At 73.0% G+C, this 25,677-nt stretch carries 22 protein-coding genes; 16 read left to right on the forward strand and 6 right to left on the reverse strand.

Annotated features, from left to right (window positions below):
- Nucleotides 1-14: 14 nt before the first annotated feature.
- Nucleotides 15-872, reverse strand: a complete 858-nt coding sequence (locus tag ACZ3OF_RS31805) for a LysR family transcriptional regulator (protein ID WP_467308230.1) — start codon at nucleotides 870-872, stop codon at nucleotides 15-17.
- A 117-nt stretch (nucleotides 873-989) separates the two neighbouring features.
- Here ACZ3OF_RS31805 and ACZ3OF_RS31810 point away from each other — a divergent pair, with 117 nt between their 5' ends.
- Both ACZ3OF_RS31810 and ACZ3OF_RS31815 read left to right on the forward strand, forming a co-directional pair.
- The gene (locus ACZ3OF_RS31810; protein ID WP_467308232.1) at nucleotides 990-2,006 is read left to right on the forward strand and encodes an EamA family transporter; all 1,017 of its coding nucleotides are present in this window, start codon (nucleotides 990-992) and stop codon (nucleotides 2,004-2,006) included.
- 159 nt (nucleotides 2,007-2,165) lie between these two features.
- The gene (locus tag ACZ3OF_RS31815; RefSeq protein ID WP_361677288.1) at nucleotides 2,166-3,041 is read left to right on the forward strand and encodes an NAD(P)-dependent oxidoreductase; all 876 of its coding nucleotides are present in this window, start codon (nucleotides 2,166-2,168) and stop codon (nucleotides 3,039-3,041) included.
- Nucleotides 3,042-3,135: 94 nt separating this feature from the next.
- Here the strand turns inward: ACZ3OF_RS31815 and ACZ3OF_RS31820 are convergent, their stop codons facing one another.
- Nucleotides 3,136-3,576 (reverse strand): VOC family protein, encoded by a 441-nt coding sequence (locus tag ACZ3OF_RS31820; RefSeq protein ID WP_361677292.1) that lies wholly within the window; start codon nucleotides 3,574-3,576, stop codon nucleotides 3,136-3,138.
- An 82-nt stretch (nucleotides 3,577-3,658) separates the two neighbouring features.
- Here ACZ3OF_RS31820 and ACZ3OF_RS31825 point away from each other — a divergent pair, with 82 nt between their 5' ends.
- From ACZ3OF_RS31825 to ACZ3OF_RS31865, 9 genes are all read left to right on the forward strand, one after another.
- Nucleotides 3,659-4,288 (forward strand): TetR/AcrR family transcriptional regulator, encoded by a 630-nt coding sequence (locus ACZ3OF_RS31825; RefSeq protein ID WP_467308235.1) that lies wholly within the window; start codon nucleotides 3,659-3,661, stop codon nucleotides 4,286-4,288.
- 124 nt (nucleotides 4,289-4,412) lie between these two features.
- Nucleotides 4,413-5,201 carry a TIGR03084 family metal-binding protein gene (locus tag ACZ3OF_RS31830; RefSeq protein ID WP_361677298.1) on the forward strand — a complete coding sequence of 263 codons (789 nt, stop codon included), beginning with the start codon at nucleotides 4,413-4,415 and terminating at the stop codon, nucleotides 5,199-5,201.
- The gene (locus ACZ3OF_RS31835) at nucleotides 5,201-6,973 is read left to right on the forward strand and encodes an acyclic terpene utilization AtuA family protein (RefSeq protein WP_467308238.1); all 1,773 of its coding nucleotides are present in this window, start codon (nucleotides 5,201-5,203) and stop codon (nucleotides 6,971-6,973) included. The genes ACZ3OF_RS31830 and ACZ3OF_RS31835 overlap by 1 nt, the downstream gene beginning before the upstream one ends.
- Nucleotides 6,970-8,568 (forward strand): acyl-CoA carboxylase subunit beta, encoded by a 1,599-nt coding sequence (locus ACZ3OF_RS31840; RefSeq protein WP_467308240.1) that lies wholly within the window; start codon nucleotides 6,970-6,972, stop codon nucleotides 8,566-8,568. The genes ACZ3OF_RS31835 and ACZ3OF_RS31840 overlap by 4 nt, the downstream gene beginning before the upstream one ends.
- Before the next feature lie 11 nt (nucleotides 8,569-8,579).
- Complete coding sequence (locus ACZ3OF_RS31845) at nucleotides 8,580-10,508, forward strand: ATP-binding protein (RefSeq protein WP_361677307.1); 1,929 nt, start codon at nucleotides 8,580-8,582, stop codon at nucleotides 10,506-10,508.
- A complete protein-coding gene (locus ACZ3OF_RS31850) occupies nucleotides 10,505-11,638 on the forward strand; it encodes an acyl-CoA dehydrogenase family protein (RefSeq protein ID WP_361677310.1) in 1,134 nt (377 codons plus the stop codon). Before ACZ3OF_RS31845 ends, ACZ3OF_RS31850 begins: the two co-directional genes overlap by 4 nt.
- Before the next feature lie 208 nt (nucleotides 11,639-11,846).
- Nucleotides 11,847-13,424, forward strand: coding sequence for a 4-coumarate--CoA ligase family protein (locus tag ACZ3OF_RS31855; protein WP_467308242.1), 1,578 nt, complete (start codon nucleotides 11,847-11,849; stop codon nucleotides 13,422-13,424).
- Between the two features lie 19 nt (nucleotides 13,425-13,443).
- Complete coding sequence (locus ACZ3OF_RS31860) at nucleotides 13,444-14,151, forward strand: enoyl-CoA hydratase family protein (protein ID WP_361677316.1); 708 nt, start codon at nucleotides 13,444-13,446, stop codon at nucleotides 14,149-14,151.
- Complete coding sequence (locus ACZ3OF_RS31865; protein ID WP_361677319.1) at nucleotides 14,139-14,750, forward strand: TetR/AcrR family transcriptional regulator; 612 nt, start codon at nucleotides 14,139-14,141, stop codon at nucleotides 14,748-14,750. The genes ACZ3OF_RS31860 and ACZ3OF_RS31865 overlap by 13 nt, the downstream gene beginning before the upstream one ends.
- On the opposite strand, the gene ACZ3OF_RS31870 is transcribed toward ACZ3OF_RS31865, so the two are convergent.
- Entirely contained in the window at nucleotides 14,717-16,402 is a 1,686-nt protein-coding gene (locus ACZ3OF_RS31870; RefSeq protein ID WP_467308245.1) for an FAD-dependent monooxygenase, read from the reverse strand. The two genes, ACZ3OF_RS31865 and ACZ3OF_RS31870, sit on opposite strands and share 34 nt — an antisense overlap.
- Nucleotides 16,403-16,759: 357 nt before the next feature.
- Here ACZ3OF_RS31870 and ACZ3OF_RS31875 point away from each other — a divergent pair, with 357 nt between their 5' ends.
- Nucleotides 16,760-17,812, forward strand: a complete 1,053-nt coding sequence (locus tag ACZ3OF_RS31875) for an isopenicillin N synthase family dioxygenase (protein WP_361677325.1) — start codon at nucleotides 16,760-16,762, stop codon at nucleotides 17,810-17,812.
- A 160-nt stretch (nucleotides 17,813-17,972) separates the two neighbouring features.
- Here ACZ3OF_RS31875 and ACZ3OF_RS31880 read toward each other — a convergent pair whose 3' ends face one another.
- Complete coding sequence (locus tag ACZ3OF_RS31880; RefSeq protein WP_361677328.1) at nucleotides 17,973-19,082, reverse strand: citrate synthase 2; 1,110 nt, start codon at nucleotides 19,080-19,082, stop codon at nucleotides 17,973-17,975.
- A gap of 284 nt (nucleotides 19,083-19,366) precedes the next feature.
- Here ACZ3OF_RS31880 and pdxH point away from each other — a divergent pair, with 284 nt between their 5' ends.
- Nucleotides 19,367-20,011 carry a pyridoxamine 5'-phosphate oxidase gene (pdxH, locus tag ACZ3OF_RS31885; protein WP_361677581.1) on the forward strand — a complete coding sequence of 215 codons (645 nt, stop codon included), beginning with the start codon at nucleotides 19,367-19,369 and terminating at the stop codon, nucleotides 20,009-20,011.
- On the opposite strand, the gene ACZ3OF_RS31890 is transcribed toward pdxH, so the two are convergent.
- Entirely contained in the window at nucleotides 20,003-20,881 is an 879-nt protein-coding gene (locus ACZ3OF_RS31890) for a winged helix-turn-helix transcriptional regulator (RefSeq protein WP_361677331.1), read from the reverse strand. The two genes, pdxH and ACZ3OF_RS31890, sit on opposite strands and share 9 nt — an antisense overlap.
- Before the next feature lie 156 nt (nucleotides 20,882-21,037).
- On the opposite strand from ACZ3OF_RS31890, the gene ACZ3OF_RS31895 reads away from it, so the two are divergent.
- The 3 genes from ACZ3OF_RS31895 to ACZ3OF_RS31905 are packed head-to-tail and all read left to right on the forward strand — an operon-like array spanning nucleotide 21,038 to nucleotide 23,644.
- Nucleotides 21,038-21,841: an ABC transporter permease gene (locus ACZ3OF_RS31895; RefSeq protein ID WP_467308248.1), complete on the forward strand. Its 804-nt coding sequence runs from the start codon at nucleotides 21,038-21,040 to the stop codon at nucleotides 21,839-21,841.
- Between the two features lies 1 nt (nucleotide 21,842).
- Entirely contained in the window at nucleotides 21,843-22,826 is a 984-nt protein-coding gene (locus tag ACZ3OF_RS31900; protein WP_361677337.1) for an ABC transporter ATP-binding protein, read from the forward strand.
- Complete coding sequence (locus ACZ3OF_RS31905) at nucleotides 22,823-23,644, forward strand: ABC transporter permease (protein ID WP_361677339.1); 822 nt, start codon at nucleotides 22,823-22,825, stop codon at nucleotides 23,642-23,644. The genes ACZ3OF_RS31900 and ACZ3OF_RS31905 overlap by 4 nt, the downstream gene beginning before the upstream one ends.
- Before the next feature lie 9 nt (nucleotides 23,645-23,653).
- Here the strand turns inward: ACZ3OF_RS31905 and ACZ3OF_RS31910 are convergent, their stop codons facing one another.
- Nucleotides 23,654-25,471 (reverse strand): FG-GAP repeat domain-containing protein, encoded by a 1,818-nt coding sequence (locus ACZ3OF_RS31910; RefSeq protein WP_467308250.1) that lies wholly within the window; start codon nucleotides 25,469-25,471, stop codon nucleotides 23,654-23,656.
- Nucleotides 25,472-25,677: the final 206 nt, after the last annotated feature.

Consider the following 25,677-nt stretch of genomic DNA (forward strand, 5'->3'; position numbering starts at 1 on the left):
CGGGGCGCCGGGGCTCAGGTACCCCGGGCGATTTCGCGGGCCAGGGTCACCAGGAGGTGGGTCGACGGGTGGGGCGAGGCGTCGCGCCAGGCGAGGAGGACGTGGACCGGTGGGGCGTCCGGGAGGGGGCGGTACGTGACGCCCGGGTGCGGGTGCATCGCCGCCGTCGACGCCGAGGAGACGCCGACCCCGCGGCCCGCCGCGATCGCCGTGAGCCAGTCGTCGGTGTTGCCGACCGTCAGGGTCGCCGCCGGACGGTGCGACGCCGGCCAGAGCGCGGGGGTCGTCGTGCCGGAGACCGTGTTGAGGACGACCGTCTCGTCCGCGAGGTCCGCCAGCGACAGGGACGTACGGGACGCCAGCGCGCTGTCCGTCGCCACCGCGGCCACCCGGTTCTCGGTCGCCAGTTCCTCCGTCGCCAGGCCCGGCGCGTCCACCGGCCCCCGGAGCAGCGCCGCGTCCACCTCGCCCCGGACCAGGCCCGCCGTGCGGTCGTCGATCCGGAGGAGTTCCAGCGGGGTCTCGGGGTGCTCGCGCTGCCAGCGCCGTAGCAGCGGGGTCGTGTACGGGCCGAAGGCCGACCACGCGTGTCCCAGCCGCAGCGGCCGGTGGCGCAGCCGTGCCGGGTCCAGGGCCGTGTCGAACGCGGCGACGGCCGACGCGGCGCGGTCGTGGAAGGCGCGGCCCTCGGCGGTGAGCGCGAGGTGGTGCGTGGAGCGGTCGACGAGCCGGACGCCGAGGTGCTTCTCCAGGGCGGCGAGCGTACGGGAGACCGCGGGCTGCGTGAGGTGGAGCCGGGCGGCGGCCCTGGTCACGTTGCCTTCCTCCGCGATGGCGAGGAAGCAGCGGAGGTGACGCAGCTCGATGCTCATGCATCCGGAGCATAACCGCAGCCCAATCGGCATTTCACGCGCCGCGCGGGCGCTCGTAGCGTGAGAGTCGGAACCTACTTGACGAGTCCATTATTCTGGACTTGAAGGTCCAATCTGATGAACCACGCAGGGAGTGTGCCGGTGGACAGCCCGGTCAAGGACATCGCCACCGGCGCGGCGCCGGGCACGGCCCCGGGTGCGCCGGGTTCCGCATCGGGCGTGCCGGGCACCGGACCGGGTACCGCGCCCGCCGCCGCGGGAGCCTCCGCGCGCGCCACCCGCCTCGGCCCCGTCGCGCTCGTCGTCGCCGGAGGTCTCTCCGTACAGTTCGGGTCGGCCGTCGCCGTCCTGCTCATGCCCCGGGCCGGCGCGCTCGGCGTCGTCACGCTGCGGCTCGTCCTCGCCGCCGCCGTCCTGCTGATCGTCTGCCGCCCCAAGGTCCGCGGCTACGGCCGCGCCGACTGGGGCACCGTCGTCGCCTTCGGTACCGCGATGGCGGGCATGAACATCCTCTTCTACCAGGCCGCGGACCGGATCCCGCTCGGTGCCGCCGTGACCCTGGAGGTCCTCGGCCCGCTCGTCCTCTCCGTGATCGCCTCGCGCCGGCTGATGAACCTGCTGTGGGCCGGGCTCGCCCTCGGCGGCGTCGTCCTGCTCAGCGGCGGCGGCTTCGACCGCCTGGACCCGGTCGGCGCTGCCTTCGCGCTCGCGGCGGGCGCGATGTGGGCGACGTACATCGTCTTCAGCGCCCGGACCGGCCGGCGCTTCCCGCAGGCGGACGGGCTGGCCCTCGCGATGGCGTTCGGCGCGCTGCTGAGCGTGCCGTTCGGCATCGTCGAGGCGGGCGACAAGCTCCTCGTCCCGTCGACGATCGGCCTCGGCCTGGCCGTCGCGCTGATGTCCTCCGTCCTCCCGTACACCCTCGAACTCATCGCCCTGCGCCGCCTCCCCGCCCCCACCTTCGCGATCCTGATGAGCCTGGAACCGGCCATCGCGGCGGGCGCCGGCTTCCTCGTCCTGAGCCAGGCGCTCTCCCTGACGGACGCGCTCGCGATCGCCCTGGTCATCGCGGCGAGCATGGGCGCCATCCGCACCCAGATGAAGCGCGCCGCCGCCCTGCCGCCGCAGGCCTAGGCCCTGTCGCGCGGGTCTGCGGGCCGGCGTTCCGCGCCCCGTTCCCCCGGGGCCTGCTTACCCATGGGTGTGTATCCGACTAATTAGTCCGTACTGGTCAACCCTTCTGGCGGCGGAGAGGATCGAGCCGAACGCCGAACGCGAGAGGGAGTCCCAGGAATGACAAGCGACAACAGCGTCCAGGTGAGTGTTCTCGGGCTCGGGGCGATGGGGAGCGCCCTCGCCGGCGCCCTGGTGAAGGCCGGGTACGCGACCACGGTCTGGAACCGCTCACCGGGGAAGGCGGACGGCCTCGTCGCGCAGGGCGCGGAGGCCGCGGGGACGGCCGGCGAGGCGGTCGGGGCCGGCCGCGTGGTGATCGCCTGCCTGCTGGACCACGCGTCGGTCCACGAGGTCCTCGGTCCGCTCGCCCATGAGCTGTCCGGACGAACCCTGGTCAACGTCACCACGACGACACCGGAGCAGTCACGGGAGCTGGCGGCCTGGGCCGCCGATGCCGGGATCGCGTATCTGGACGGCGGGATCATGGCCGTACCGTCCATGATCGGTCAGCCTGGCTCGTCGATCCTCTACAGCGGATCGGCCGAGGTCTTCGCTCAGCACAAGCCGCTGCTCGACCTGTGGGGAACGAGCACCTACTTCGGTGAGGATGCCGGGCTGGCGTCCCTGTACGACCTCGCCCTGCTGGCGGGCATGTACGTCATGTTCGCCGGATTCGTGCACGGCGCCGCGATGGTCGCGCCGGCCGGAGTGACGGCGAGCGAGTTCGCTTCCAGGGCCGCACCGTGGCTGAGCGCCATGACCGGCGGCTTCCAGGGGTTCGCCGAGGTCATCGACGGCGGGGACTACACCGTCGAAGGGCAGCAGAGCCTCGAGTTCTCCGACCTCGGCGACATCCTGACCGCCAGCTCCGACCAGGGCATCGGCACCGAGGTGATCGGCATGGTCCAGAACCTCATCCAGCGCCAGATCGACGCGGGCCACGGAGCGGAAGGCTTCGCCCGCATCATCGAGAGCATCAAGAACCCGGCCTGAGCTCACGCGGACGGTCGGTGGCGTCATGGGGCCGCCCGCACCGTGACGTACCCGGTGAACTGGAGGCGCAGCTACGGCCGTTCAGGTGGACGGATCACGCGTCCTGGTCCGCGGAGGTCGTGTACTGGCCGGCGTACTCCTCCGTCGGTGGGGTCGTCGTGATCACGTCGATCAGTACGCCGTCCGGGGCTCCGACGATGAAGTGGCGCTGGCCGAAGTCCTCCGTGCGCAGGGGGAGCAGTTCGGGCAGGCCCGCCTCGCCGATCAGGCGGCGGTGTTCCGCGTCCACGTCCCGTACCTCGAAGTTGAGCAGCAGCCCGCCCCGGGTGGGGGTGCGGTGGCCCTCGGGGAGGGTGGGGTGGCTGCTGTCGAGCAGCGCGAGTTCGTAGTGCGGGGCGTCGGGGCGGCGCAGGCTCACGTACCAGTCGGCCTCGAAGGTCGTCGTGAAGCCGAGATGGCGGGTGTAGAAGTCGCGTGCCGCGGCGACGTCACGCGTGCAGATCACGGGATAGAAGCTGTCGAGCCCGGTTTTCATGGCATGACTCCTTGGCGCGTGCATCCATTTCACATACCCGGAGTATGTGAATCGTACGGTTAGCATACCCGGGGTATGTGAAATGGGAAGGGCGGTACGGGTGATGGCGGACGAGCGGGCGGCGGGCAACCGGGCCCAGCAGCGGGCGGCGACGCGGCGGGCGCTGTTGGCCGAAGGGCGGCGGCGGTTCGCCGAGGACGGCTACCACGCCGTGGTCCTGGCCGAAGTGGCCCAGGCCGTCGGGGTCACCAAGGGCGCCGCCTACCACCACTTCGAGAGCAAGGCCGGGCTCTTCCGGGCCGTCGTCGCCGAGGTCCAGCGGGACCTGGGCGAGCGGGTCGCGGCCGCCGCGGAGGGGCGGGTCGACCCCTGGGAGCAGTTGCGCGCCGGCTGCCGGGCCTTCCTGGCCGCCGGTTCCGACCCCGCCGTACGGCGCATCGTGCTCGTCGACGCGCCGACCGTCCTGGGCTGGGAGGAGTGGCGTGCCCTGGACGAGGAGTCCTCCGCCCGGCACCTGACCGAAGCCCTCGCCGGCCTGATCGATGCCGGGATCATCGCCGAGCAGCCCGTCGAGCCCCTTGCGCGCCTGCTCTCGGGCGCGATGAACGAGGCCGCCCTCTGGCTGGCCCGAAGCGGCACACCCGAGTCGCTCGACCTCACGGTGACCGCCCTGGACGGCCTCCTGGCCGGTATCCGCCGCCGGGACGTCTGACGGCGGAAGGGGGAGCCGCTCTCGCCCCGCAGTCGGCCGAGAAAGTAAAGCAAGCACGCTTGATTGTTTCTCTCACCGCTGCCATGCTCCTCGGCACACGCCCGTGTCCCGAGGGGAGCGCACCGTGTCCGACCCTGTCGTCGTACTCGACGATCTGCGCAGTGAGAGCGAGGAGGTCGACCGGCTCGTACGGGAGCTGAGCGACGACCGATGGGCCGCGCCCACCCCGGCCCCCGGCTGGACCGTCGCCCATCAGATCGCGCATCTCGCCTGGACCGACCGGGCCGCCCTGCTCGCCGTCACCGACCCCGAGGGGTTCGCATCCGAGGCCGAGAAGGCGCTCGCCGCGCCCGAGTCGTTCGTCGACGACGGCGCCGAAGAGGGCGCGGCACTGCCGCCCGCCGAGCTCCTCGGGCGGTGGCGCGTCGGGCGCGAACGGCTGCAGATGGCCCTGCGCTCCGCCCCGCCCGGCGCCCGTTTCCCCTGGTACGGGCCGCCCATGAGCGCCCCCTCGATGGGCACCGCCCGGCTCATGGAGACCTGGGCGCACGGCCAGGACATCGCCGACGCCCTCGGAGTCGTCCGCGAGCCGACCGCCCGGCTGCGCCACGTCGCCTGGATCGGCATCCGCGCCCGCGACTATGCCTATCTCGTACGGGGGATCACCCCGCCCGCCGAGCCGTTCCGGGTCGAACTCACCGCCCCCGACGGCCAGGAGTGGGCGTACGGGCCCGAAGGCGCCGTCCAGCGGATCACCGGCCCCGCGCTCGACTTCTGCCTCCTCGTCACCCAGCGCGTCCACCGCGACGACACCGCCCTCACGGCGGAAGGCCCCGACGCCGCGCACTGGCTCACCATCGCCCAGGCCTTCGCGGGCCCGGCCGGTACCGGCCGCGCACCGCAGGGGGCCTAGTGGACGTCCGCCGTACCCCAGACACCCCAGGCACCCCCGGCGCCCCAGGCACCCCCGGCGCTCCCCGCACCCTCCGTGTCGGCAACGCCTCCGGCTTCTACGGCGACCGCTTCGACGCCGTCCGCGAGATGCTCACCGGCGGCGAACCGGGCTCCCTCGACGTCCTCACCGGCGACTACCTCGCCGAACTGACCATGCTCATCCTCGGCCGCGACCTCCTGAAGGACCCGAACTCCGGTTACGCCAAGACCTTCCTGCGTCAGATGGAGGAGGGCCTCGGCCTCGCCCACGAGCGCGGCGTCCGGATCGTGACCAACGCGGGCGGCCTCAACCCCGCCGGCCTCGCGGAGGCGCTGGGCACCCTCGCGCACCGGCTCGGCCTGCCCACCCGTATCGCGTACGTCGAGGGCGACCGCCTCCCCACCCGGGACGGAGTCCTGACCGCCAACGCCTACCTCGGTGGCGCCGGGATCGCCGCATGCCTGACCGCCGGCGCCGATGTCGTCGTGACCGGACGCGTCACCGACGCCGCCCTCGTCACCGGCCCCGCGCAGTGGCGCTTCGGCTGGGGCCCGGAGGAGTACGACAGGCTGGCCGGCGCGGTCGTCGCGGGCCACGTCCTGGAGTGCGGCACCCAGGCCACCGGCGGCAACTACGCCTTCTTCACCGCGCACGACCGGCACACGCTGCGCCGCCCCGGCTTCCCGCTCGCCGAACTCCACGCCGACGGCAGCGCCGTCATCACCAAGCACCCCGGCACCGGCGGCGTCGTCGACCTCGGCACCGTCACCGCGCAGCTCCTGTACGAGACGTCCGGCGCACGCTACGCGGGACCCGACGTGACCGCCCGGCTCGACACCGTACGGCTCACCCAGGACGGGCCGGACCGGGTACGGATCGACGGCGTACGGGGCGAGGCGCCGCCCCCCACCCTCAAGGCCGGGCTCGCCCGGATCGGCGGCCACCGCAACGAGGTCGTCCTCGTCCTCACCGGACTCGACATCGACGCCAAGGCCCAGCTCGTCAAGGAGCAGGTCGAGGACGCCTTCGAGCGCACCGAGTCCCGCCCCGCCGAGGTCCGTTGGGAGCTGGCGCGGACGGACCGGGCCGACGCCGACACCGAGGAGACCGCGAGCGCGCTCCTCCGGCTCGTCGTCCGCGACCCCGCGCCCGAGCCCGTCGGCCGCGCCCTCAGCGGCGCCGCGATCGAACTCGCCCTCGCGAGCTACCCCGGCTTCCACGTCACCGCGCCGCCCGGCAAGGGCGCGCCCTACGGCGTCTTCGAGGCCACGTACGTCCCCGCCGCCGACGTCCCGCACACGGCCGTCCTGCCCGACGGGAGCCGAGTCCGCCTCCCCGTACCCGTACGGACGCGGGAACTGGAACCGGTCGACGAGCCGCCGCTGCCCGGGCCGCCGCCCGCTGGCCCGGTGCGCAGGGCCCCGCTCGGCCGGGTCGCCGGGGCCCGCAGCGGCGACAAGGGCGGCGACGCGAACGTCGGAGTCTGGGTCCGTACGGACGCCGCGTGGTGCTGGCTCGTCCACACCCTCACGGTCGAACGGTTCAAGCAACTCCTGCCGGAGACCGCCGACCTGGACGTCGTACGGCACGTCCTGCCGAACCTGCGCGCGGTGAACTTCGTCGTCACCGGGATCCTCGGCGAGGGCGTCGCCTCCCAGGCCCGCTTCGACCCACAGGCCAAGGCCCTCGGCGAGTGGCTCCGCTCGCGTCATCTCGACATCCCGGTGGACCTTCTGGAGGAACTGCTGTGACCGTCCTCGCCTCCGCCCTCGACACCGGCGGACCCGACTACGCGGCTCACCGCGCCGCCATGCTCGACAAGCTCGCCGACCTCGACACCGAGCACGCCAAGGCGCTCGCGGGCGGCGGCGAGAAGTACATCGCCCGTCATCGCAAGCGCGGCAAGCTGCTCGCCCGTGAGCGGATCGAGCTGCTCGTCGACCCCGACACCCCGTTCCTGGAGCTCTCCCCGCTCGCCGCCTGGGGCAGCGACTACCCGGTCGGCGCGTCGATCGTCACCGGCATCGGTGTCGTCGAGGGCGTCGAGTGCCTGATCACGGCCAACGACCCGACCGTGCGCGGCGGCGCCTCAAACCCGTGGACGCTGAAGAAGGCCCTGCGCGCCAACGAGATCGCGTACGCCAACCGGCTCCCGGTCGTCTCGCTCGTCGAGTCCGGCGGTGCCGATCTGCCGTCCCAGAAGGAGATCTTCATCCCCGGCGGGGCGCTCTTCCGCGACCTGACCAGGCTCTCCGCCGCCGGTATCCCCACCATCGCCGTGGTCTTCGGCAACTCGACGGCGGGCGGGGCATACGTCCCCGGGATGTCCGACCACACTGTGATGATCAAGGAGCGGTCGAAGGTCTTCCTCGGGGGTCCGCCGCTGGTGAAGATGGCCACCGGCGAGGAGAGCGACGACGAGTCGCTCGGCGGCGCCGAGATGCACGCGCGCACCTCCGGCCTCGCCGACCACTACGCCGTCGACGAGGTCGACGCCCTGCGCCAGGCCCGGCGGATCGTCGCCCGCCTCAACCACCGCAAGGCGCAACCCGATCCGGCTCTCGCGGAGCCGCCGAAGTACGACGAGGACGAGCTGCTCGGGATCGTGCCGGGGGACCTGAAGACCCCGTTCGACCCGCGCGAGGTCATCGCCCGGATCGTCGACGGCTCGGACTTCGACGAGTTCAAGCCGCTGTACGGACCGAGCCTGGTGACGGGCTGGGCGGAGCTGCACGGCTATCCGGTGGGCATCCTGGCGAACGCCCAGGGCGTGCTGTTCAGCGCCGAGTCGCAGAAGGCGGCGCAGTTCATCCAGTTGGCGAACCAGCGCGACATCCCGCTGGTCTTCCTGCACAACACCACCGGCTACATGGTCGGCAAGGAGTACGAGCAGGGCGGCATCATCAAGCACGGCGCGATGATGATCAACGCGGTGTCGAACAGCCGGGTGCCGCACCTGAGCGTGCTGATGGGCGCCTCGTACGGCGCCGGGCACTACGGCATGTGCGGCCGGGCCTACGACCCGCGCTTCCTCTTCGCCTGGCCGAGCGCCAAGTCGGCCGTCATGGGCCCCCAGCAGCTCGCGGGCGTGCTCTCCATCGTGGCGCGGGCGAGCGCCGCGGCGAAGGGGCAGCCGTACGACGACGAGGCGGACGCGGGGCTGCGCGCGATGGTCGAGGCGCAGATCGAGTCGGAGTCGCTGCCGATGTTCCTCTCGGGGCGGCTGTACGACGACGGCGTCATCGATCCCCGCGACACCCGCACGGTCCTCGGGCTGTGCCTGTCCGCGATCCACACGGCACCGGTCGAGGGCGCGCGCGGCGGCTTCGGCGTCTTCCGAATGTGAGGCCTGATCCCATGATCTCCACTGTCCTCGTCGCCAACCGGGGCGAGATCGCCTGCCGGGTCTTCCGCACGTGCCGGGAGCTGGGCATCGGGACGGTCGCCGTGTACTCGGACGCGGACGCCACCGCCCTGCACGTACGGGAGGCGGACGCGGCGGTGCGGCTGCCGGGGGCCACGCCCGCGGAGACGTATCTGCGCGGGGACCTGGTGGTGAAGGCGGCGCTCGCGGCGGGCGCGGACGCGGTGCACCCGGGGTACGGCTTCCTGTCGGAGAACGCGGAGTTCGCGCGCGCGGTCCTCGACGCGGGCCTGGTGTGGATCGGCCCTCCGCCGCCGGCCATCGAGGCGATGGCGTCGAAGACCAGGGCGAAGGAACTCCTCGGGATCGCGCCGCTGGTGCCCGCCGGTCTCACCGAGGCGGACCTGCCGGTCCTGGTGAAGGCGGCGGCAGGCGGGGGCGGGCGCGGCATGCGGGTCGTCCGCGAACTGGCCGCGCTGGAGGGCGAGCTGACGGCCGCCTCGGCGGAGGCGGCGAGCGCGTTCGGCGACGGCGAGGTCTTCGTCGAGCCGTACGTGGAGAACGGCCGCCATGTGGAGGTGCAGATCCTGGCGGACGCGCACGGCACGGTGTGGGCGCTCGGCACCCGTGACTGCTCGCTCCAGCGCCGCCACCAGAAGGTGATCGAGGAGGCCCCGGCGCCGGGTCTGCCACCGGCGCTGGTCGCGGAGCTGTACGACCGTTCGGTGTCGGCGGCGAAGGCGGTCGGCTACGTCGGCGCGGGCACGGTCGAGTTCCTGGTCGCGGACGTCCCCCAAACTCTCGGCTCCGCTCGAGCAGGGGGGACCCCCAAGGCGCACTTCCTGGAGATGAACACGCGCCTCCAGGTGGAGCACCCGGTGACGGAGGAGGTCCACGGCGTGGACCTGGTGGCCCTCCAGATCACCGTGGCGGAGGGCGGGCCCCTCCCGCCGGAGCCCCCGTCCCCCCGGGGCCACGCGATCGAGGCCCGTCTCTACGCGGAGGACCCGGCGGCGGGCTGGACCCCGCAGACGGGGGCGCTGCACACCCTGGAGTTCCGCCCGGGCCTCCGCGTCGACACCGGTTACGTCTCCGGGGACACCATCGGGGTCCACTACGACGCGATGCTCGCCAAGGTCGTCGTCCACGCGCCCACCCGGGCCGAGGCCGTCCGCAAGCTCGCCCACGCCATGGAGCAGGCCCGGATCCACGGGCCGGTGACCAATCGGGACCTGCTGGTCGCCTCCCTGCGGCATCCCGACTTCCACGACCCGTCCCGTCTGGACACCGGGTTCTACGAGCGGAACCTCGACGCGCTCACCCAGGCCCCGCCCGGCGAGGCGTACGCGGCCGTCGCCGCCGCGCTCGCACAGGCGGCCGCCCACCAGGGACGGTTCGGGGGCGGTTGGCGGAACGTGCGCTCGCAGGACCAGGTCGCCGCGTACGGGGACCACGAGGTCCGCTACCGGCCCACCCGGGAGGGATACACGGTCACCGCCCCCGAGGGCGTGCGGCCCGTGAGCGTCGCTCCCCATCGCGTTCGGCTGGAAGTCGGCGGGGTCGTAAGGGACTTCGCGGTCGCCCGCCACGGCGACACCGTCCACGTCGGCCGCCACCGGCTCACCGCGGCGCCCCGCTTCCCCGACCCCACGGAGCAGCGCGAACCCGGCTCCCTGCTCGCGCCCATGCCCGGCACCGTCGTCCGTGTCGCCGACGGTCTCGCGCCCGGCGCGCGCGTCACCGCCGGGCAGCCGCTCCTCTGGCTGGAGGCCATGAAGATGGAGCACCGCGTCGTCGCCCCCGCCTCCGGCACGCTCACCGCGCTCCACGCCGCCCCCGGCCGCCAGGTCGAGGTCGGTGCCCTGCTCGCCGTCGTACAGCAGTCCGTACAGACCGAAGCACAGGAGGACCAGACCGTATGAGCACCATGATCGAAAGCGAAGAGCTCACCGCGCTCCGGGCCGCCGTCTCGGCGCTGGGCCACCGTCACGGCCCCGGTTTCGACCGGGCCGCGCTCTGGGCGGAGGCCGGCAAGCTCGGCTACCTGGGGGTGAACCTGCCCGAGGAGTACGGCGGTGGGGGCGGCGGCATGGCCGAACTGTCGGTCGTCCTGGAGGAGGCGGGGGCCGCCGGCGCCCCGCTCCTGATGATGGTCGTGTCGCCCGCGATCTGCGGCACGGTCATCGCCCGCTTCGGCACGGAGGAGCAGAAGCGGGCGTGGCTCCCGGGTCTGGCGGACGGTTCGCGCACCATGGCCTTCGGGATCACCGAGCCCGACGCCGGCTCCAACTCCCACCGGATCACGACCACGGCCACGAAGACCGAGGACGGCTGGGTCCTCAACGGCCGGAAGGTGTTCGTGTCGGGCGTCGACATCGCCGACGCGACCCTGATCGTCGGCAGGACGTCGGACGCCCGTACCGGCAACCTCAAGCCCTGCCTGTTCGTCGTGGACCGGGACGCCCCCGGCTTCCAGCGGCGGCAGATCGAGATGGAACTCGACGCGGACGAGAAGCAGTTCGAGCTGACCCTCGACGACGTCCACCTCCCCGCGGACGCGCTCGTCGGCGACGAGGACGCGGGGCTGCTCCAGCTCTTCGCCGGGCTCAACCCGGAGCGGATCATGACGGCGGCGTTCGCGATCGGCATGGGCCGCTACGCCCTCGCCCAGGCCGTGAAGTACGCCAAGGAGCGCACGGTCTGGAAGGCCCCCATCGGCGCCCACCAGGCCATCGCCCACCCCCTCGCCCAGGCCCACATCGAGCTGGAGCTGGCCCGGCTGATGATGCAGAAGGCCGCCCAGCTCTACGACGCCGGGGACGACATCGGCGCGGGCGAGGCCGCCAACATGGCCAAGTACGCGGCCGGAGAGGCCTGTGTGAAGGCCGTCGACCAGTCCGTCCACACCCTCGGCGGCAACGGTCTCACCCGCGAGTTCGGACTCGCCCGTCTGATCGCCGCCTCGCGGGTGGCCCGGATCGCCCCCGTCAGCCGGGAGATGATCCTCAACTACGTGTCCGTCCACACCCTGGGGCTGCCCAAGTCGTACTGACGAGGAATCCCGCCGGCCGGGCACGGCGCTGCCCCGCCGGCCCGGGCGGACTGCCTGTGCCCGGGCCGGACGGGGCCACGGGACCAAGCGGGGCCCCGGAGCAGACCGGCCTCGGCCGACGTGGAACCGGACTGCTGCCGAGGTCTCCCCAAGCCGTACCGACACACGCGATCCTGGCGACCACCTTCCACCTCTTCAGGGGGCCTGCATGGTGTTCCACAGCGAGTACGAGGCCGTCTCCACCGTTTCCCTCCCCATCCACGACGCCGTCCTCGGCCGGGCCGCCGAGTTCGGGGACGCGCCCGCCCTGATCGACGGGGCGGCCGGGACGACCCTCACGTACGCCCAGGTCGACGCCTTCCACCGGCGGATCGCCGCCGGCCTCGCCGAGGCCGGGGTCCGCAAGGGGGACGTCGTCGCCCTGCACAGCCCCAACACCGTCCTGTTCCCCGTCGCGTTCTACGCGGCCACCCGCGCCGGCGCCTCCGTCACCACCGTCCACCCGCTCTCCACACCGGAGGAGTTCGCCAAGCAGCTCCAGGACTCCTCGGCGCGCTGGATCGTCACGGTCTCCCCGCTCCTCGCCCCGGCCCGCAGGGCAGCCGAACTCGCCGGTGGAATCCAGGAGATCTTCGTCTGCGACCAGGCGCCCGAGGCCGAGGGCGTCCGCTCCCTCCAGTCGATGGCGGCCAACACCGCCCCCGCGCCGGACATCGCCATCGACCCCGACGAGGACGTCGCCGCCCTTCCGTACTCCTCCGGCACCACCGGAGTCCCCAAGGGCGTGATGCTCACCCACACGTCGATCGCCACCAACCTCGCCCAGCTCGAACCCTTCGTCCCCATGGGCCCCGGCGACCGCATCCTGGCGGTGCTCCCGTTCTTCCACATCTACGGCCTCACGGCGCTGATGAACGCGCCCCTGCGGCAGGGCGCGACCGTCGTCGTCCTGGCCCGCTTCGAGCTCGACCAGTTCCTCGCGGCCATCGAGAAGCACCGCATCAACGGCCTGTACGTCGCCCCGCCGATCGTCCTCGCGCTCGCCAAGCACCCGGCCGTCGCCGACCACGACCTCTCCTCCCTGGAGTACATCGTCAGCGCCGCCGCCCCGCTCGACGCCTCCCTCGCCGAGGCGTGCTCGGCCCGGCTGAAGCTGCCGCCGGTCCGCCAGGCGTACGGGATGACGGAGCTGTCGCCCGGCACGCACGTCGTGCCCCTCGACGCCGTCAGCCCGCCGCCCGGCGCCGTCGGCAAGCTGCTGCCCTCCACCGAGATGCGGATCCTCTCCCTCGACGACCCGTCGAAGGACGCCGAGCCGGGGGCCGAGGGCGAGGTCGCCATCCGGGGCCCGCAGGTCATGAAGGGGTACCTGGGCCGCCCCGACGCCACCGCCGCGATGATCGACGCCGACGGCTGGGTCCACACCGGCGACGTCGGCCGCGTCGACGAGAACGGCTGGCTGTTCGTCGTCGACCGCGTCAAGGAACTCATCAAGTACAAGGGCTTCCAGGTCGCCCCGGCCGAACTCGAAGCCCTGCTGCTCACCCACGAGGGCGTCGCCGACGCGGCCGTGATCGGCGTCGGCGACGAGGACGGTACGGAGATACCCAAGGCGTTCGTCGTCCGGCAGCCGAGCGCCCCGGAGCTGACCGCCGAGGACGTCATGGCGTACGTGGCCGGAAAGGTCGCCCCGTACAAGAAGATCAGGCGCGTGGAGTTCATCGACGGAGTGCCGCGCGCCGCGTCGGGGAAGATCCTGCGTCGTGAGTTGAGGGACCGCGCGTGACCGAGCTGAGGGACGACGCATGAAGCTGGACCGTGGCATCGCCACACTGACGCTGGACTCCCCGGAGAACCGCAACGCGCTCTCGGCGGCCCTGGTCGCCGAGCTGGCGGAGGCGCTCACCGAGTGCGGGCAGGACCCGGCCGTACGGGCGGTGGTCCTCACCCACACCGGCTCCACGTTCAGCGCGGGCGCCGACCTGAAGGCGCCGCCCAGCCCGTACGCCTTCGTGGACCTGCTCCGGCAGATCGTCGAGCTGCCGAAGCCGGTGGTGGGCGTGGTGCGCGGCCACGTCCGGGCCGGGGGCCTCGGGCTGCTCGGGGCGTGCGACGTCGTGGTGGCCTCGGACGCGTCGGACTTCGCGCTCACGGAGGTACGGATCGGTGTCGCGCCCGCCGTCATCTCGCTGACGCTGCTGCCGAGGCTGGAGCCGCGGGCGGCGGCGCGGTACTACCTGACGGGGGAGCGCTTCGGGACGGCGGAGGCCCGCGCGATGGGCCTGGTGACGGCCGGCGAGGACGCCCTGGACGCCATCCTGGACGGCCTTCGCAAGGGCTCCCCGCAGGGGCTGGCCGAGTCGAAGCGCCTGGTCACGGCTAAAGTCCTGGAGACCTTCGAACGCGAAGCGGAGGACCTGGTCCAGAGGTCGGCCTCGCTCTTCGCCTCCGCCGAGGCGCGCGAAGGGATGACGGCCTTCCTCGAACGACGGGACCCCGAATGGCGGTTGTGACCGGCCCCAAGCAGGACAGGAGCCGCGCCACCCGGCAGCGGCTCCTGGAGGCGGCGGTGTCCTGCCTGGCCGAACACGGCTGGGCGGGCTCCACCGTCTCGGTGGTCGCCGAGCGGGCGGGCGTCTCGCGGGGCGCGGCGCAGCACCACTTCCCGACCCGGGAGGACCTCTTCACGGCGGCCGTCGAGTACGTCGCCGAGGAGCGCTCCGAGGCCCTGCGCACCCTCCCGGCCCGCGACCGCCGGGAAGCCGTGTCGGCCCTGGTCGACCTCTTCACCGGGCCGCTCTTCCGCGCCGCCCTCCACCTCTGGGTGGCGGCGGCCCACGAGCCGCAGCTCCACGCGCGCGTGCAGGAGCTGGAGGCGCGCGTCGGCCGCGAGTCCCACCGCATGGCGGTGACCCTCCTCGCCGCGGACGAGTCGGTCCCCGGCGTGCGGGAGACGGTCCAGGGCTTCCTGGACATGGCCCGTGGCCTGGGGCTCGCGACGCTTCTGTCGGACGACCGGGCCCGCCGGGACCGGGTCGTGGCCCAGTGGTCGAAGCTCCTCGACGAGGCGCTGGGGGCTCAGGCGTCCGGTACGGACAGCGCCGCCAGGTAGCCGGTGAGCGCCGCCGCGGTGCCGGCGAGCGGGAAGCGGGCGCCGAGCTGCCCGTCGGGACGCACGAGGAACCCGGTCGGGCCGTCCGGCCGGTAGAGCCGGGCGAACTCCCCTGCCGCGTCCCGGTATCCGACGTGGCCTGAGGCGGCGGGTGCCCCGGGCGCGTCGGACGAGGCGTCTCGGGCGAGCACCGCGACCGTCGACAGACGGCCGTCCTCCGACGACTCCTGACCGCCCACGGCCTTCGCCACCACCGCTCCCGCCTCCGCCGCCCTGGCCAGGTCGTCGGGATCGGCCGCGTACAGCAGCAGGACGTGCCCGGTGCGGCCGCGCAGGACGTCGAGCAGCCGGAGCGGGTAGGTGGCGAGAGGGAGGGCCAGGCCGCCGCAGTCCGGTGCCCGGTCCCCGGGCTGGGGCGCGTCGTCCGGCCCGTAGGGGCTGCCGGCGAGCGGACCGCCCCGGTAGGTGACGAGCAGCTGGGCCTCCCGGAGCATCAGGGTCGCCGGGTCCTCGGGGTCGCTCTCGATGCCCCGGCTCGCGTGCCGGACGGTCCGGCCCACGACCTCCTCGCCGACCGGGCGGCGCTCGGCGTCGTAGCTGGCGAGCAGGGAGAGCCCGGCCTCCCCGCGCAGGACGAGGGCGAGTTTCCAGGCCAGGTTGCAGGCGTCCTGGATGCCGGTGTTCATGCCCTGGGCGCCGGTCGGCGGGTGGATGTGGGCGGCGTCGCCCGCGACGAAGACCCGGCCCTCGCCGTACCGGTCGACGATCCGGTGGCTGATGCGGAAGACGGAGGACCAGCGCAGCGTGGAGACGCGGGTCGGGGCGGGGGCCAGCCGGTCGACCACGGCCTGGATGTGGGACAGCCCGGGGGCCGCGCCGCCCTCCAGACCGTGCGCCACACCGTCGCCGCGCTCCTTGGCCTCGCCCTGGGCGGACAGCTCGGGCGGGACCGTCATCGACATCCGGTAGCGGCGGGTGCCGGGCAGCGGGATGCAGACGAGTGCGTCGTCCGTGGAGCCGTCCTCGGCGCGGTGCAGGGACCGGATGCCGTACCCGTCCGGGAGGTCCCAGTCGGCCTCGACGTCGCCGAGCATGTACTCCTCCGGGAAGGCCCCGCCCTCGTAGCTGAGGCCGAGCCCCTTGCGGACGGTGCTGTGCGCGCCGTCGCAGCCGATCAGGAAGCGGGCGCGCAGCTCCTCCTCGGCGCCGGAGGCGGTCCGTAGCCGGGCGGTCACCCCGTCCGCGTCCTGGGCGAACGACAGCAGTTCGGTGCCGCGCTCGATGGTCGTGCCCAGGTCCGCGACGTACTCCTCCAGGAGCCGCTCGGTCTCGTACTGCGGCAGCGCGGCGAACCGGTACGGGACGTCCGGCGGCAGGGCGAGCTCGAACCGGCCCTGCTCCCGGCCGTTGACGTAGAGCAACTGGCCGCGCAGCGGGACGGCGCGTTCCAGGACGGCGCGGGCCAGTCCCATCCGGTCCCAGATCTCCAGCGTGCGCGGCTGGATGCCGACCGCCTTCGCGTACGGGAGGCGGGCCGGCAGCCGGTCGACGAGCCGGCAGGCCACCCGGCGGCGGCGCAGCTCTGCGGCGGCGCTCAGCCCCACGGGGCCGGCGCCCACGATCAGCACGTCGGTCGTACGGGTCTGTGCCACGGGTGCCTCCTCGCACCTGGCCCCCGGAGCGGTCCCGTCCACCATGGTCACCCGTCCCGATGCGAGCGGCGAGCGGAGCGCGTGCCCCCCCCGGTGGGCCGCGACCGTGCCGGAGGCCCGCGTGACCGAGCCCACAGCCGGTCGTGACCCACGCCACATACGTCCTGCCCGCCCCGCAGTACGCTGGTTCCATGCTTCCGCTCGTACGCCGCCGCCACGTGGACTTCGTCCGCGTCACGAGCATGGGCTGTCGGCGCTCCGCCTGACCTCGAAGCCCCCTTTTTCTTCAGGCACCCGCGCCCCCGCCCCACCCCTGGCGGCGCGCCCGGGCACCCGTACACCCCGCGGACGCACACCATGACGCACTCGTCGCAGACCCAGCCGTACAGCTCCCAGCTCCCGATCGTCGACCTCTCCGCCGCCGACCGCGGCCCGCGGGACCGACGCCTCCTCCACGCCCAGCTGCACTCCGCCGCCCACGACGTCGGCTTCTTCCAGCTCGTCGGGCACGGCATCACCGAGGCCGAGACGGCGGCCCTCACCTCCGCGATGAAGGCGTTCTTCGCCCTCCCGGAGGCCGACCGGCTCGCCCTGGACACCACCAACTCGCCGCACTTCCGCGGCTACACCCGTATCGGCGACGAGCGCACGGGCGGCTCACGCGACTGGCGCGACCAGCTCGACATCGGTGCCGAGCGCCCCGCGCGCGTCCCGGGCCCGGGCGAGCCCCCGTACTGGTGGCTCCAGGGCCCGAACCAGTGGCCCGCCGCCCTCCCCGAGCTGCGCGTCGCCGCGCTCAACTGGGTCGAGCGCCTCAGCGCGGTCGCCCAGCGGCTGCTGCACGAGCTGCTGGCCTCGATCGGCGCGCCCGAGGACTTCTACGACGACATCTTCGGGGCCCAGGCCCACCCGCACCTCAAGCTGGTGCGCTACCCGGGAAGCGCCGGGGACGGCGCCGACCAGGGCGTGGGCGCCCACAAGGACTACGGCTTCCTGACCCTGCTCCTCCAGGACCACGTCGGTGGCCTCCAGGTCGAGCGGGAGGACGGTCTCTTCCACGACGTGCCGCCGCTGCCCGGCGCGTTCGTCGTCAACCTGGGCGAGCTGCTCGAAGTGGCGACCAACGGCTATCTGCTCGCCACCAACCACCGGGTGGTCTCCCCGCGCGGGGCGACGGAGCGCTTCTCCGTCCCGTTCTTCTACAACCCGAGGCTCGACGCGCGGATCGCGCCGCTGCCCTTCCCGTACGCCTCGACGGCGCCCGGGATCACGACCGACCCGGCGAACCCGCTGTTCGCCGAGTACGGCCGCAACGAACTGAAGGGCAAGCTGCGCGCCCACCCGCTGGCCGCGGCCCGCCACCACGCGGACCTGCTGCTCACGGAGGACCGCCGCCTCACGACGGCGTGACGGGCGGGCGCCTGAACCCGGGCCGGACCGGGGCCGCCCGGGCGCGACCGGGGCCTACCCGGGCCCGGGCGGGCCGGCCGGGGCAGGCTGTGCGGGCTCGCCCCGGCGCGTGTCGTCACCCTGTTCCGCGTCGCTGGGCGCGCGGTGGCCGTTCGTGGGCTCAGCCCGCGTAGTCCGCCAGGTCGGCGTAGCCCGCGATCTCCTGCGGGTTGCGCTGGCCCGGGCCGATGTATCGCGCCGAGGGGCGGACCAGGCGGCCGGTGCGCTTCTGCTCCAGGATGTGCGCCGACCAGCCCGCCGTACGGGCGCAGGTGAACATCGAGGTGAACATGTGTGCCGGGACCTCGGCGAAGTCCAGCATGATCGCCGCCCAGAACTCCACGTTCGTCGCCAGGACACGGTCCGGGCGGCGGTTGTGCAGCTCCTCAAGGGCCGCCTTCTCCAGCGCCTCCGCGACCTCGAACCGCGGCGCGGCCAGCTCCTTGGCCGTACGGCGCAGGACGCGGGCGCGCGGGTCCTCGGCGCGGTAGACGCGGTGGCCGAAGCCCATCAGGCGCTCGCCCTTGTCCAGGGCCCTCTTCACGTACGCGGTGGCGTCACCGGTCCGCTCGATCTCCTCGATCATGCCGAGGACGCGGGACGGGGCGCCGCCGTGCAGCGGACCGGACATCGCGCCCACGGCGCCGGACAGCGCCGCGGCCACGTCCGCGCCCGTGGAGGCGATGACGCGGGCGGTGAAGGTGGAGGCGTTCATGCCGTGCTCGGCGGCCGAGGTCCAGTACGCGTCGACGGCCTTGACGTGGCGCGGGTCCGGCTCGCCGCGCCAGCGGATCATGAAGCGCTCGACGACCGTCTGCGCCTTGTCGATCTCGCTCTGCGGCACCATCGGCAGGCCCTGGCCGCGCGCCGACTGGGCGACGTACGACAGCGCCATGACGGCGGCGCGGGCGAGGTCCTCGCGGGCCTGCTCGGCGTCGATGTCGAGCAGCGGCTTGAGACCCCAGACCGGGGCGAGCATGGCGAGCGCGGACTGTACGTCGACGCGGATGTCGCCGGAGTGCACGGGGATCGGGAACGGCTCGGCCGGCGGCAGACCGGGGTCGAACGCCCCGTCGACCAGTAGACCCCAGACGTTCCCGAACGAGACGTGACCGACCAGGTCCTCGATGTCGACGCCGCGGTACCGGAGGGCGCTGCCCTCCTTGTCCGGTTCGGCGATCTCCGTTTCGAACGCGACGACTCCCTCGAGCCCGGGTACGAAGTCGGACATCAGGCGGCTCCTCAATCGATGATCAATCATCCAGCGGGTTGGTGGACCTGTCGGCCGGAAGGACCGGGAGGTCGGAGGGGGACCTGTCGGCCGGTGAGGCCTGTTGGTCGGGAATGAACAGTCGTCCAGCCCAAGAGTCTGTACGGTTCCGATGATGCGGGGAAGCGTGACATCCGGCACAGTGCGCCGATCCGGCGAGGAAGGATTAGCGGGCCTCGATGCCGGGCAGGCTCCGCCTCTGCGGCAGGATGATTCCTGTGACCGACGCCTTCGATCCCGCCGACATGCGCGAGCAGTACCGCACCACGGAGCTGACTGTGGCCGACCTCGCCCCTGAACCGATCGAACAGTTCACGCGCTGGTTCAAGATCGCCGCCACCAGCCCGGCGATCCACGAGCCGAACGCCATGGTCGTCTCGACCGCGACGCCCGACGGCCGCCCCTCCTCGCGCACGGTGCTCCTGAAGCACTACGACGAGGGCGGTTTCGTCTTCTACACGAACTACGGCTCCCGCAAGGGCGGCGAGCTGGCCGCCAATCCGTACGTCTCGCTGCTCTTCCCCTGGCACCCGCTGGCCCGCCAGGTCATCGTCACGGGCCGGGCGGTCCGTACCGGCAGGGACGAGACCGTCGCGTACTTCCGCACCCGCCCGCACGGCTCCCAGCTGGGTGCCTGGGCCAGCCACCAGTCCTCGGTGATCGAGTCGCGCGACGAGCTGCTCGCGCGGTACGAGGAGCTGGCGGCGCGCTACCCGGCGGACGAGCAGGTGCCGGTGCCCCCGGAGTGGGGCGGCATCCGGGTCGTGCCGGAGGCGGTGGAGTTCTGGCAGGGGCACGAGAACCGGCTGCACGACCGGCTGCGGTACGTGCGCGTGGGCGAGGACGAAGGCGACGCCGGTGAGTGGCGCGTGGAGCGCCTCTCACCCTGACAGTTTCGCCGCCTCCGCGAGCGCCTCCTCGACGGCGTGCGGGATGTCCGTGACCGGAAAGCGCGCGTGCCGTACGGTCCGCTCCCGGTCCACGACCAGGACCGCGCGCTTGAGCCGCAGCGCCTGCCCGGCGCGGAAGGTCGGCAGCCGGAGCGCCGCAGAGAGCCGGGCGTCCATGTCGGAGAGCAGCGGGAACGGGATGTCCTCGGCGGCGGCGAAGGCCCGCTGCTCGTCGGGGCGCTGGGTGGAGACCCCGTGGACGGCGATCCCGGCCTCCGTGAAGTCCCCGTACGCGTCCCTGAACAGCCGGTTCTCCAGCGTGCAGCCGACCGTGCCGGGGATGTCGTTCCAGCCGTCGGGCAGCGGGCTCGGCCGCCCGGTCGCGGGGTAGCAGAAGAGCACGGTGGCGGCGGCGTCCGGGTCCACGGGGTCCCTATCGGCGCCGGTGTGCGCGGGCAGGGTCAGGCGCGGCAGCCGAGTGCCGGGGAGTTCGTGGACGCGGAGGGCCTCGGCGCTGTGCTCGTCGGCCGAGGCGGTGAGGGTGCCGTCGCCGAGCAGCCAGCGGTCGGACCAGTCCTGCATCGCGACCAGGACGGGGAGCAGGGCGCGCCCGGCCGGGCTGAGCCGGTACTCGTACCGCACCGGCCCCTCCTGGTACGGCACCTTGTCGAGCACGCCGCTGTCGACGAGGTGGCCGAGGCGCTCGGTGAGGACCTTGCGGGAGATGCCGAGCTCGCCCTGGAGCTCGTCGAAGCGGTGGCGGCCGCGCGCGGTCTCCCGTACGAGCAGCAGGCTCCACCAGTCGCCGACGACGGCGGCGGCCTGGGCGATCGCGCAGGCGGCGTCGCGCTCGGGCACGGCTCGGACCATGCGCTCCTCCTCGGTCGGGCAACCGCTCCATCTTGCGCCATCGAGTGAGTTCCCGATAGAAACCCATTGTAAGTTCCGAAAAGAAACTCACTGATCGCAGGGATCGGTCCCCGGCTGAACGCCGAGACCGATCCACAGGGGGAGGGGATCGCTCGTATGCCCATAGCCTGGGCAACCGCCTGGCGTACCTGGCAGATGACCCGCCGCGCCTACCCATGGACCTACGCCGTCGGCACGGTCCTGCCCGCCGCGCTCGCCATCTCGCTGGCGTACCTCGGCTACCACGTCGTCGGCGGCGGAGCCGTCGCCGACGACTTCGCCGCGGGCAGCGGAACCACCGCCTACCTCGCCTACATCGTCGTCGGCGCCACCGCCTTCCAGTTCACCGTCCGCCTCATCCTCTGGTCCGCGAAGGCGCTCATCACCGAGCAGCGGGAGGGCACGCTCGGCGCCCTCCTGATCGCCCCGGCCGGCCGCTTCCCCTACCTCGCGGGCTTCACCGCCTTCGCCGTGCTCAGCAGCCTGGTCGAGTTCCTCGCCCTCGGCGTCTTCGTCGCCCTGCTCGGCCTCTCCGTTCCCGTGGCCTCCGCGGCCGGCCTGGTCCTGGGCGTCCTCGCGCTCGCCGGGGCCGTCTTCGCCCTCTCGGTCGGGCTCGGCGGACTGATGATCGCCGCGGGCGAGGCGCACATCTCGCAGAACACCGTCTTCATCGTCCTCGGCCTGGTCGGCGGCTTCACCTTCCCCCGCGCCTACCTGCCCGAGCCCGTCCAGTGGTTCGCCGAACTGCTCCCGACGACCGCAGCCACGGACGTCCTGCACGCGGCGACCACCGGCGGCCAGTCGCTGCCCGACCTCCTGCCGAGGCTGGCGGTGTGCGCCGCGGTCAGCGCCGTGTACCTGCTGCTCGGCCTGACCTACCTGCCGCGGGCCGAGGCCCGGGCCGTGGAAAGGACGTACTGACATGAAGGGCTCGACGGGCATTCAGGTGCGCGCGCTCACCAAGGACTTCCCCGTACGCGACAAGGGGCTCTTCGGCCCGCGCTCGCTCAAGCGGGCGGTCGACGGCCTCGACCTCGACATCCCGCCCGGCCGGATCACCGGCCTCCTCGGCCTCAACGGCGCCGGCAAGACCACGACCATCAAGATCCTCGCCACCCTGCTGCGCCCCACCTCCGGCACGGTCACGGTCGACGGCCTCGACACCGTCGCCGACGCCCGCGCCGTCCGCCGCCGCATCAACCTCATCGCGGGCGGCGAGCGCATGGTCTACACCCGCATGACCGGCCGTGAGAACCTCTGGTACTTCGGCCAGCTCTACGACGTACCCAAGCGCGAACTGCGCGCCCGCATCGACGAGCTGCTGAGCCTGGTCGGCCTGTCGGACGCGGCGGACACCATGGTCGAGCGGTACTCGCGCGGTATGACCCAGCGCCTCGCCATCGCCCGCGGGCTCGTCAACACCCCCGACCACCTGCTGCTCGACGAGCCGACCCTCGGCCTCGACGCCCCGATCGCCCGCGACCTGCGCCGCGTCGTGGCCCGCCTCGCCGAGGAGGGCACGGGCGTCCTGCTCACCTCCCACTACCTCGCCGAGGTCGAGGAGCTCTGCGGCCATGTGTACGTGATCTCCGCGGGCCGCCACCTCGCCGAGGGCAGCCCGGCGGAGCTGAAGGCGGCCACCGGCAGCCACCGTACGATCCGCCTCACGGTCACGAACCCGAGCGCGGCGACCGCCGCGGTGGCCGAACGCTTCGGCGCGGTACGCGAACCCCTCCCCGAGGGGGCCGAGCTGATCACCCTGCGCCACCCGGACGACATGGCGGGCCCGCTCGCGGCGGCCGTCGTCGAGGCGGGCGGCTCGATCGGCGGCCTGGAGATCGCGGAGGCGAGCCTGGAGGACGCGATCCTGGCGCTGGCGGAGACCGGCGAGGAGGCGCTCGTATGAACCACGCGCTGAGAGTCTTCGCGGCGGAGGCGCTGAAGCAGCACCGCCGCCTCTTCGGCCAGCCGCTCGTCGCCTTCTCGATGCTCGTCTGGCCGGTCCTGCAACTGGCCACCACCTACTACACGTTGCGCCCGGTCGCCACGGCCTCCCCGGCCGCCGCGAACTGGCCGCTCGCCGCCGACCCGGACCGCCTCCTCGCCTTCCTGGCCACCGGCACCCTCGCGTACGCCTTCTTCTTCTCCCTCGTCCAGAGCGCCTGGCACTTCTCCTTCGAGCGCTCCACCGGGACCCTGGAGCTCCTCTTCCTCTCCCCGGCCGGCCGCCTCACCCTCATGATCGCCAACGGCGCGGGGGCGCTCCTCCAGAACGCCTGGCTGCTCACCTGCTTCACGGTGGCCGCCCTCACCGGCTTCGGCGCGCTGTCGGTCTCGGCCTGGTGGATGTACGGAGTCGTCTTCCTCGCCCTGCTGGTCCCGGCGGTCGCGTGGGGCGCGTTCCTCAACAGCCTGCTGGTCTTCTCGCGCGACTCGGCGTTCCTGTACACGATCCTCGACGAGCCGCTGTGGTTCGTCTCCGCCGTCCGCCTGCCGCACTTCGCCCTGCCCGCGGCGATCCAGGTCGCCGGCGCGGTCTTCCCGCTCACCGGCAGCCTGATCGCCGTCCGCGGCGCCCTCCTGGAACACCGCACGCTGACGGACCTCGCCCCCACGCTCCTCGGCCTCACCGCCCTGAGCGCACTGCTGCTGGGGGCGGCGGCGGTGATCCTCAGGGTCGGCGAGGCCCGGTCGCAGCGCACGGGCCGGCTGTCGATGGCCTAGCGCGTGTGATCAGCTCATGTGGTTGTACGTGCGCCCCGCGTGGACGTCGGTGACCTTGCGGGAGTGGAACGGCCGGTGACGGTCGCCCGTGCCGGAGTAGAGGTAGACGGTCTTCGAGCCCGGGTGGGCGGCGAAGAGGTCGGCCTTGCCGTCGTGGTCGACGTCTCCGGCACCGATGAGCTGGGAGTACGTCTGCCAGCCGCCGCCGATCCTCGTGCGCTGGACGAAGGTGCCGTCGCCCCTCCCGAGGTAGAGCCACAGCACGCCGTTCCTGTCGCGGGCGACGAGGTCGCCGGCCGGACCGCCGGCGAGGTTGCCGACGGCGACGAGCTGGTCGTAGATGCTCCAGCCGGTGCCGATGCGCTCGCGGGCCCCGAAGGGACGGTTCGTCTCGCCGGTGCCCGCGTAGAGCCACAGGACGCCGGCCTTGTCGATGGCGACGACGTCCAGGCGTCCGTCCCCGGTGAGGTCGCTGCCGCCGGTGATCGTGGCGTACGTCTGCCAGCCTCCGCCGATCTGCGTGCGGCTCAAGAACCCCGCGCCGTAAGGCTGGTGGAGCCAGAGGACGCCGGCCTTGTCACGGGCGATCACATCTGCGGAGTGCCCCTGGCCGACTATGTTCCCGACGACCTCGATCTTGTCGTAGATGTGGAAGCCGGACCTGATCGCGGACGCCTGGCGGCCGTCCCCGAGGCTGTCCCTCCACAACGTGCCCGAGGCGTCCCGGCCGAGCAGGTCGGGGGAGCCGTCGCCGTCCAGGTCGTGGATCACCGACGTGGTGGTGCCCAGGCGTGCCAGGAGCCGGACGCCCGGCCGGCCGTCCGCGCCGAGCGCGAGACGGAAGACGCCGTCGCCGTGCGCGGCGGTCCGGCCCTGCGTGATCTTGGCCGAGCCGTCGGGGGTGGTGAACGACGTGGAGGTGTGCTCGAGCACCTCGACGGTCTCGCCCGACCGCAGATGGCGGGCGGTTCCGTCGTAGATCAGCCAGTCACCGAGCAGTTCGATGTCCGGGCCGTGGTCGGCAGCCGTCCCGGGGACCGTGACGGTGCTCTCCGCTCCGGTCGCCCGGTCGCGGACGACCACCCGGAGCGTGTCCGTGGCGGTGTCGCTCTCGACCCAGGCGAACCGCTCGCCGGCCAGAGTGGCGTCGCGGCCCCACGGGCCCTTCGGATACGGGAACGTCTCCGTGATCGAGGCGGTGGCCAGGTCGATGAGCCCGCGTCGGAGCTCACCCGCCGCGGTGCTGTAGGTGAGCAGGCCGTACCCGGCGGTGGCCGGCTCCACCCGTTGGTACCACGTACCGTCCGGCAGGCCCGTCACGAGGCGTTGGCCGGAGTCCTTCGCCTTCATGAACAGCCCACCGCTCGCGAGGACGAACAGAGCTTTACCGGCGGTGCCCCTGTACTCGAGGTCCAGCGTGCCGGGGATCTCGTCCGGGCCGAAGGACTCCCCGGTCTCCATGTCCGTGGCCGTGGCCCCGAATCCTTCGGAGGAGGTGACCAGGAGGTCCCCGGACGTGTCGGTGATGTACCTGTCCGCTCCGTACGTGAAGTCACGGCTCGGGCCCGGACCGTAGGGCGTCCACCGCAGCTTCTTGGACAGATCGTCGTCCGTGGGGATGTACGTGAAGTACCCCGTGCTGCCCCCGCTCAGCAGGTGGGTGCCCGGCACGAGCGAGCGGACCTCGACCGTGTCCGCCGTGGCGGCTGTCCGGACGGAGACGGCGGCGCCCGCAGGAGCGGCGGTCAGGGTGCCCGCGCCGAGGGTGACGGCGAGGACCGTGGCGACGGCGGCGCCGAGGCGGCGGGGCATGCGTACGGAAAGCAAGAAGTGTCCTCCTGGGCGAACGGGCGGGCGCACGCCGGTGCGCGCCACCCGGTTCGACGGCCGAACAGGGGAACTGGTTGTACACGTCGGCCCGAAAACCCAGCCCGAAAACCCAGCCCGAAAACCCAGCCCGAAAGCCCAGCCCGAAAGCCCAGCCCGGAACCCAGCCCGGAAACGCAGACGACCCGTGGGCCTTGGTCCCGTCC

Source organism: Streptomyces sp. NPDC022552, from assembly GCF_055561875.1.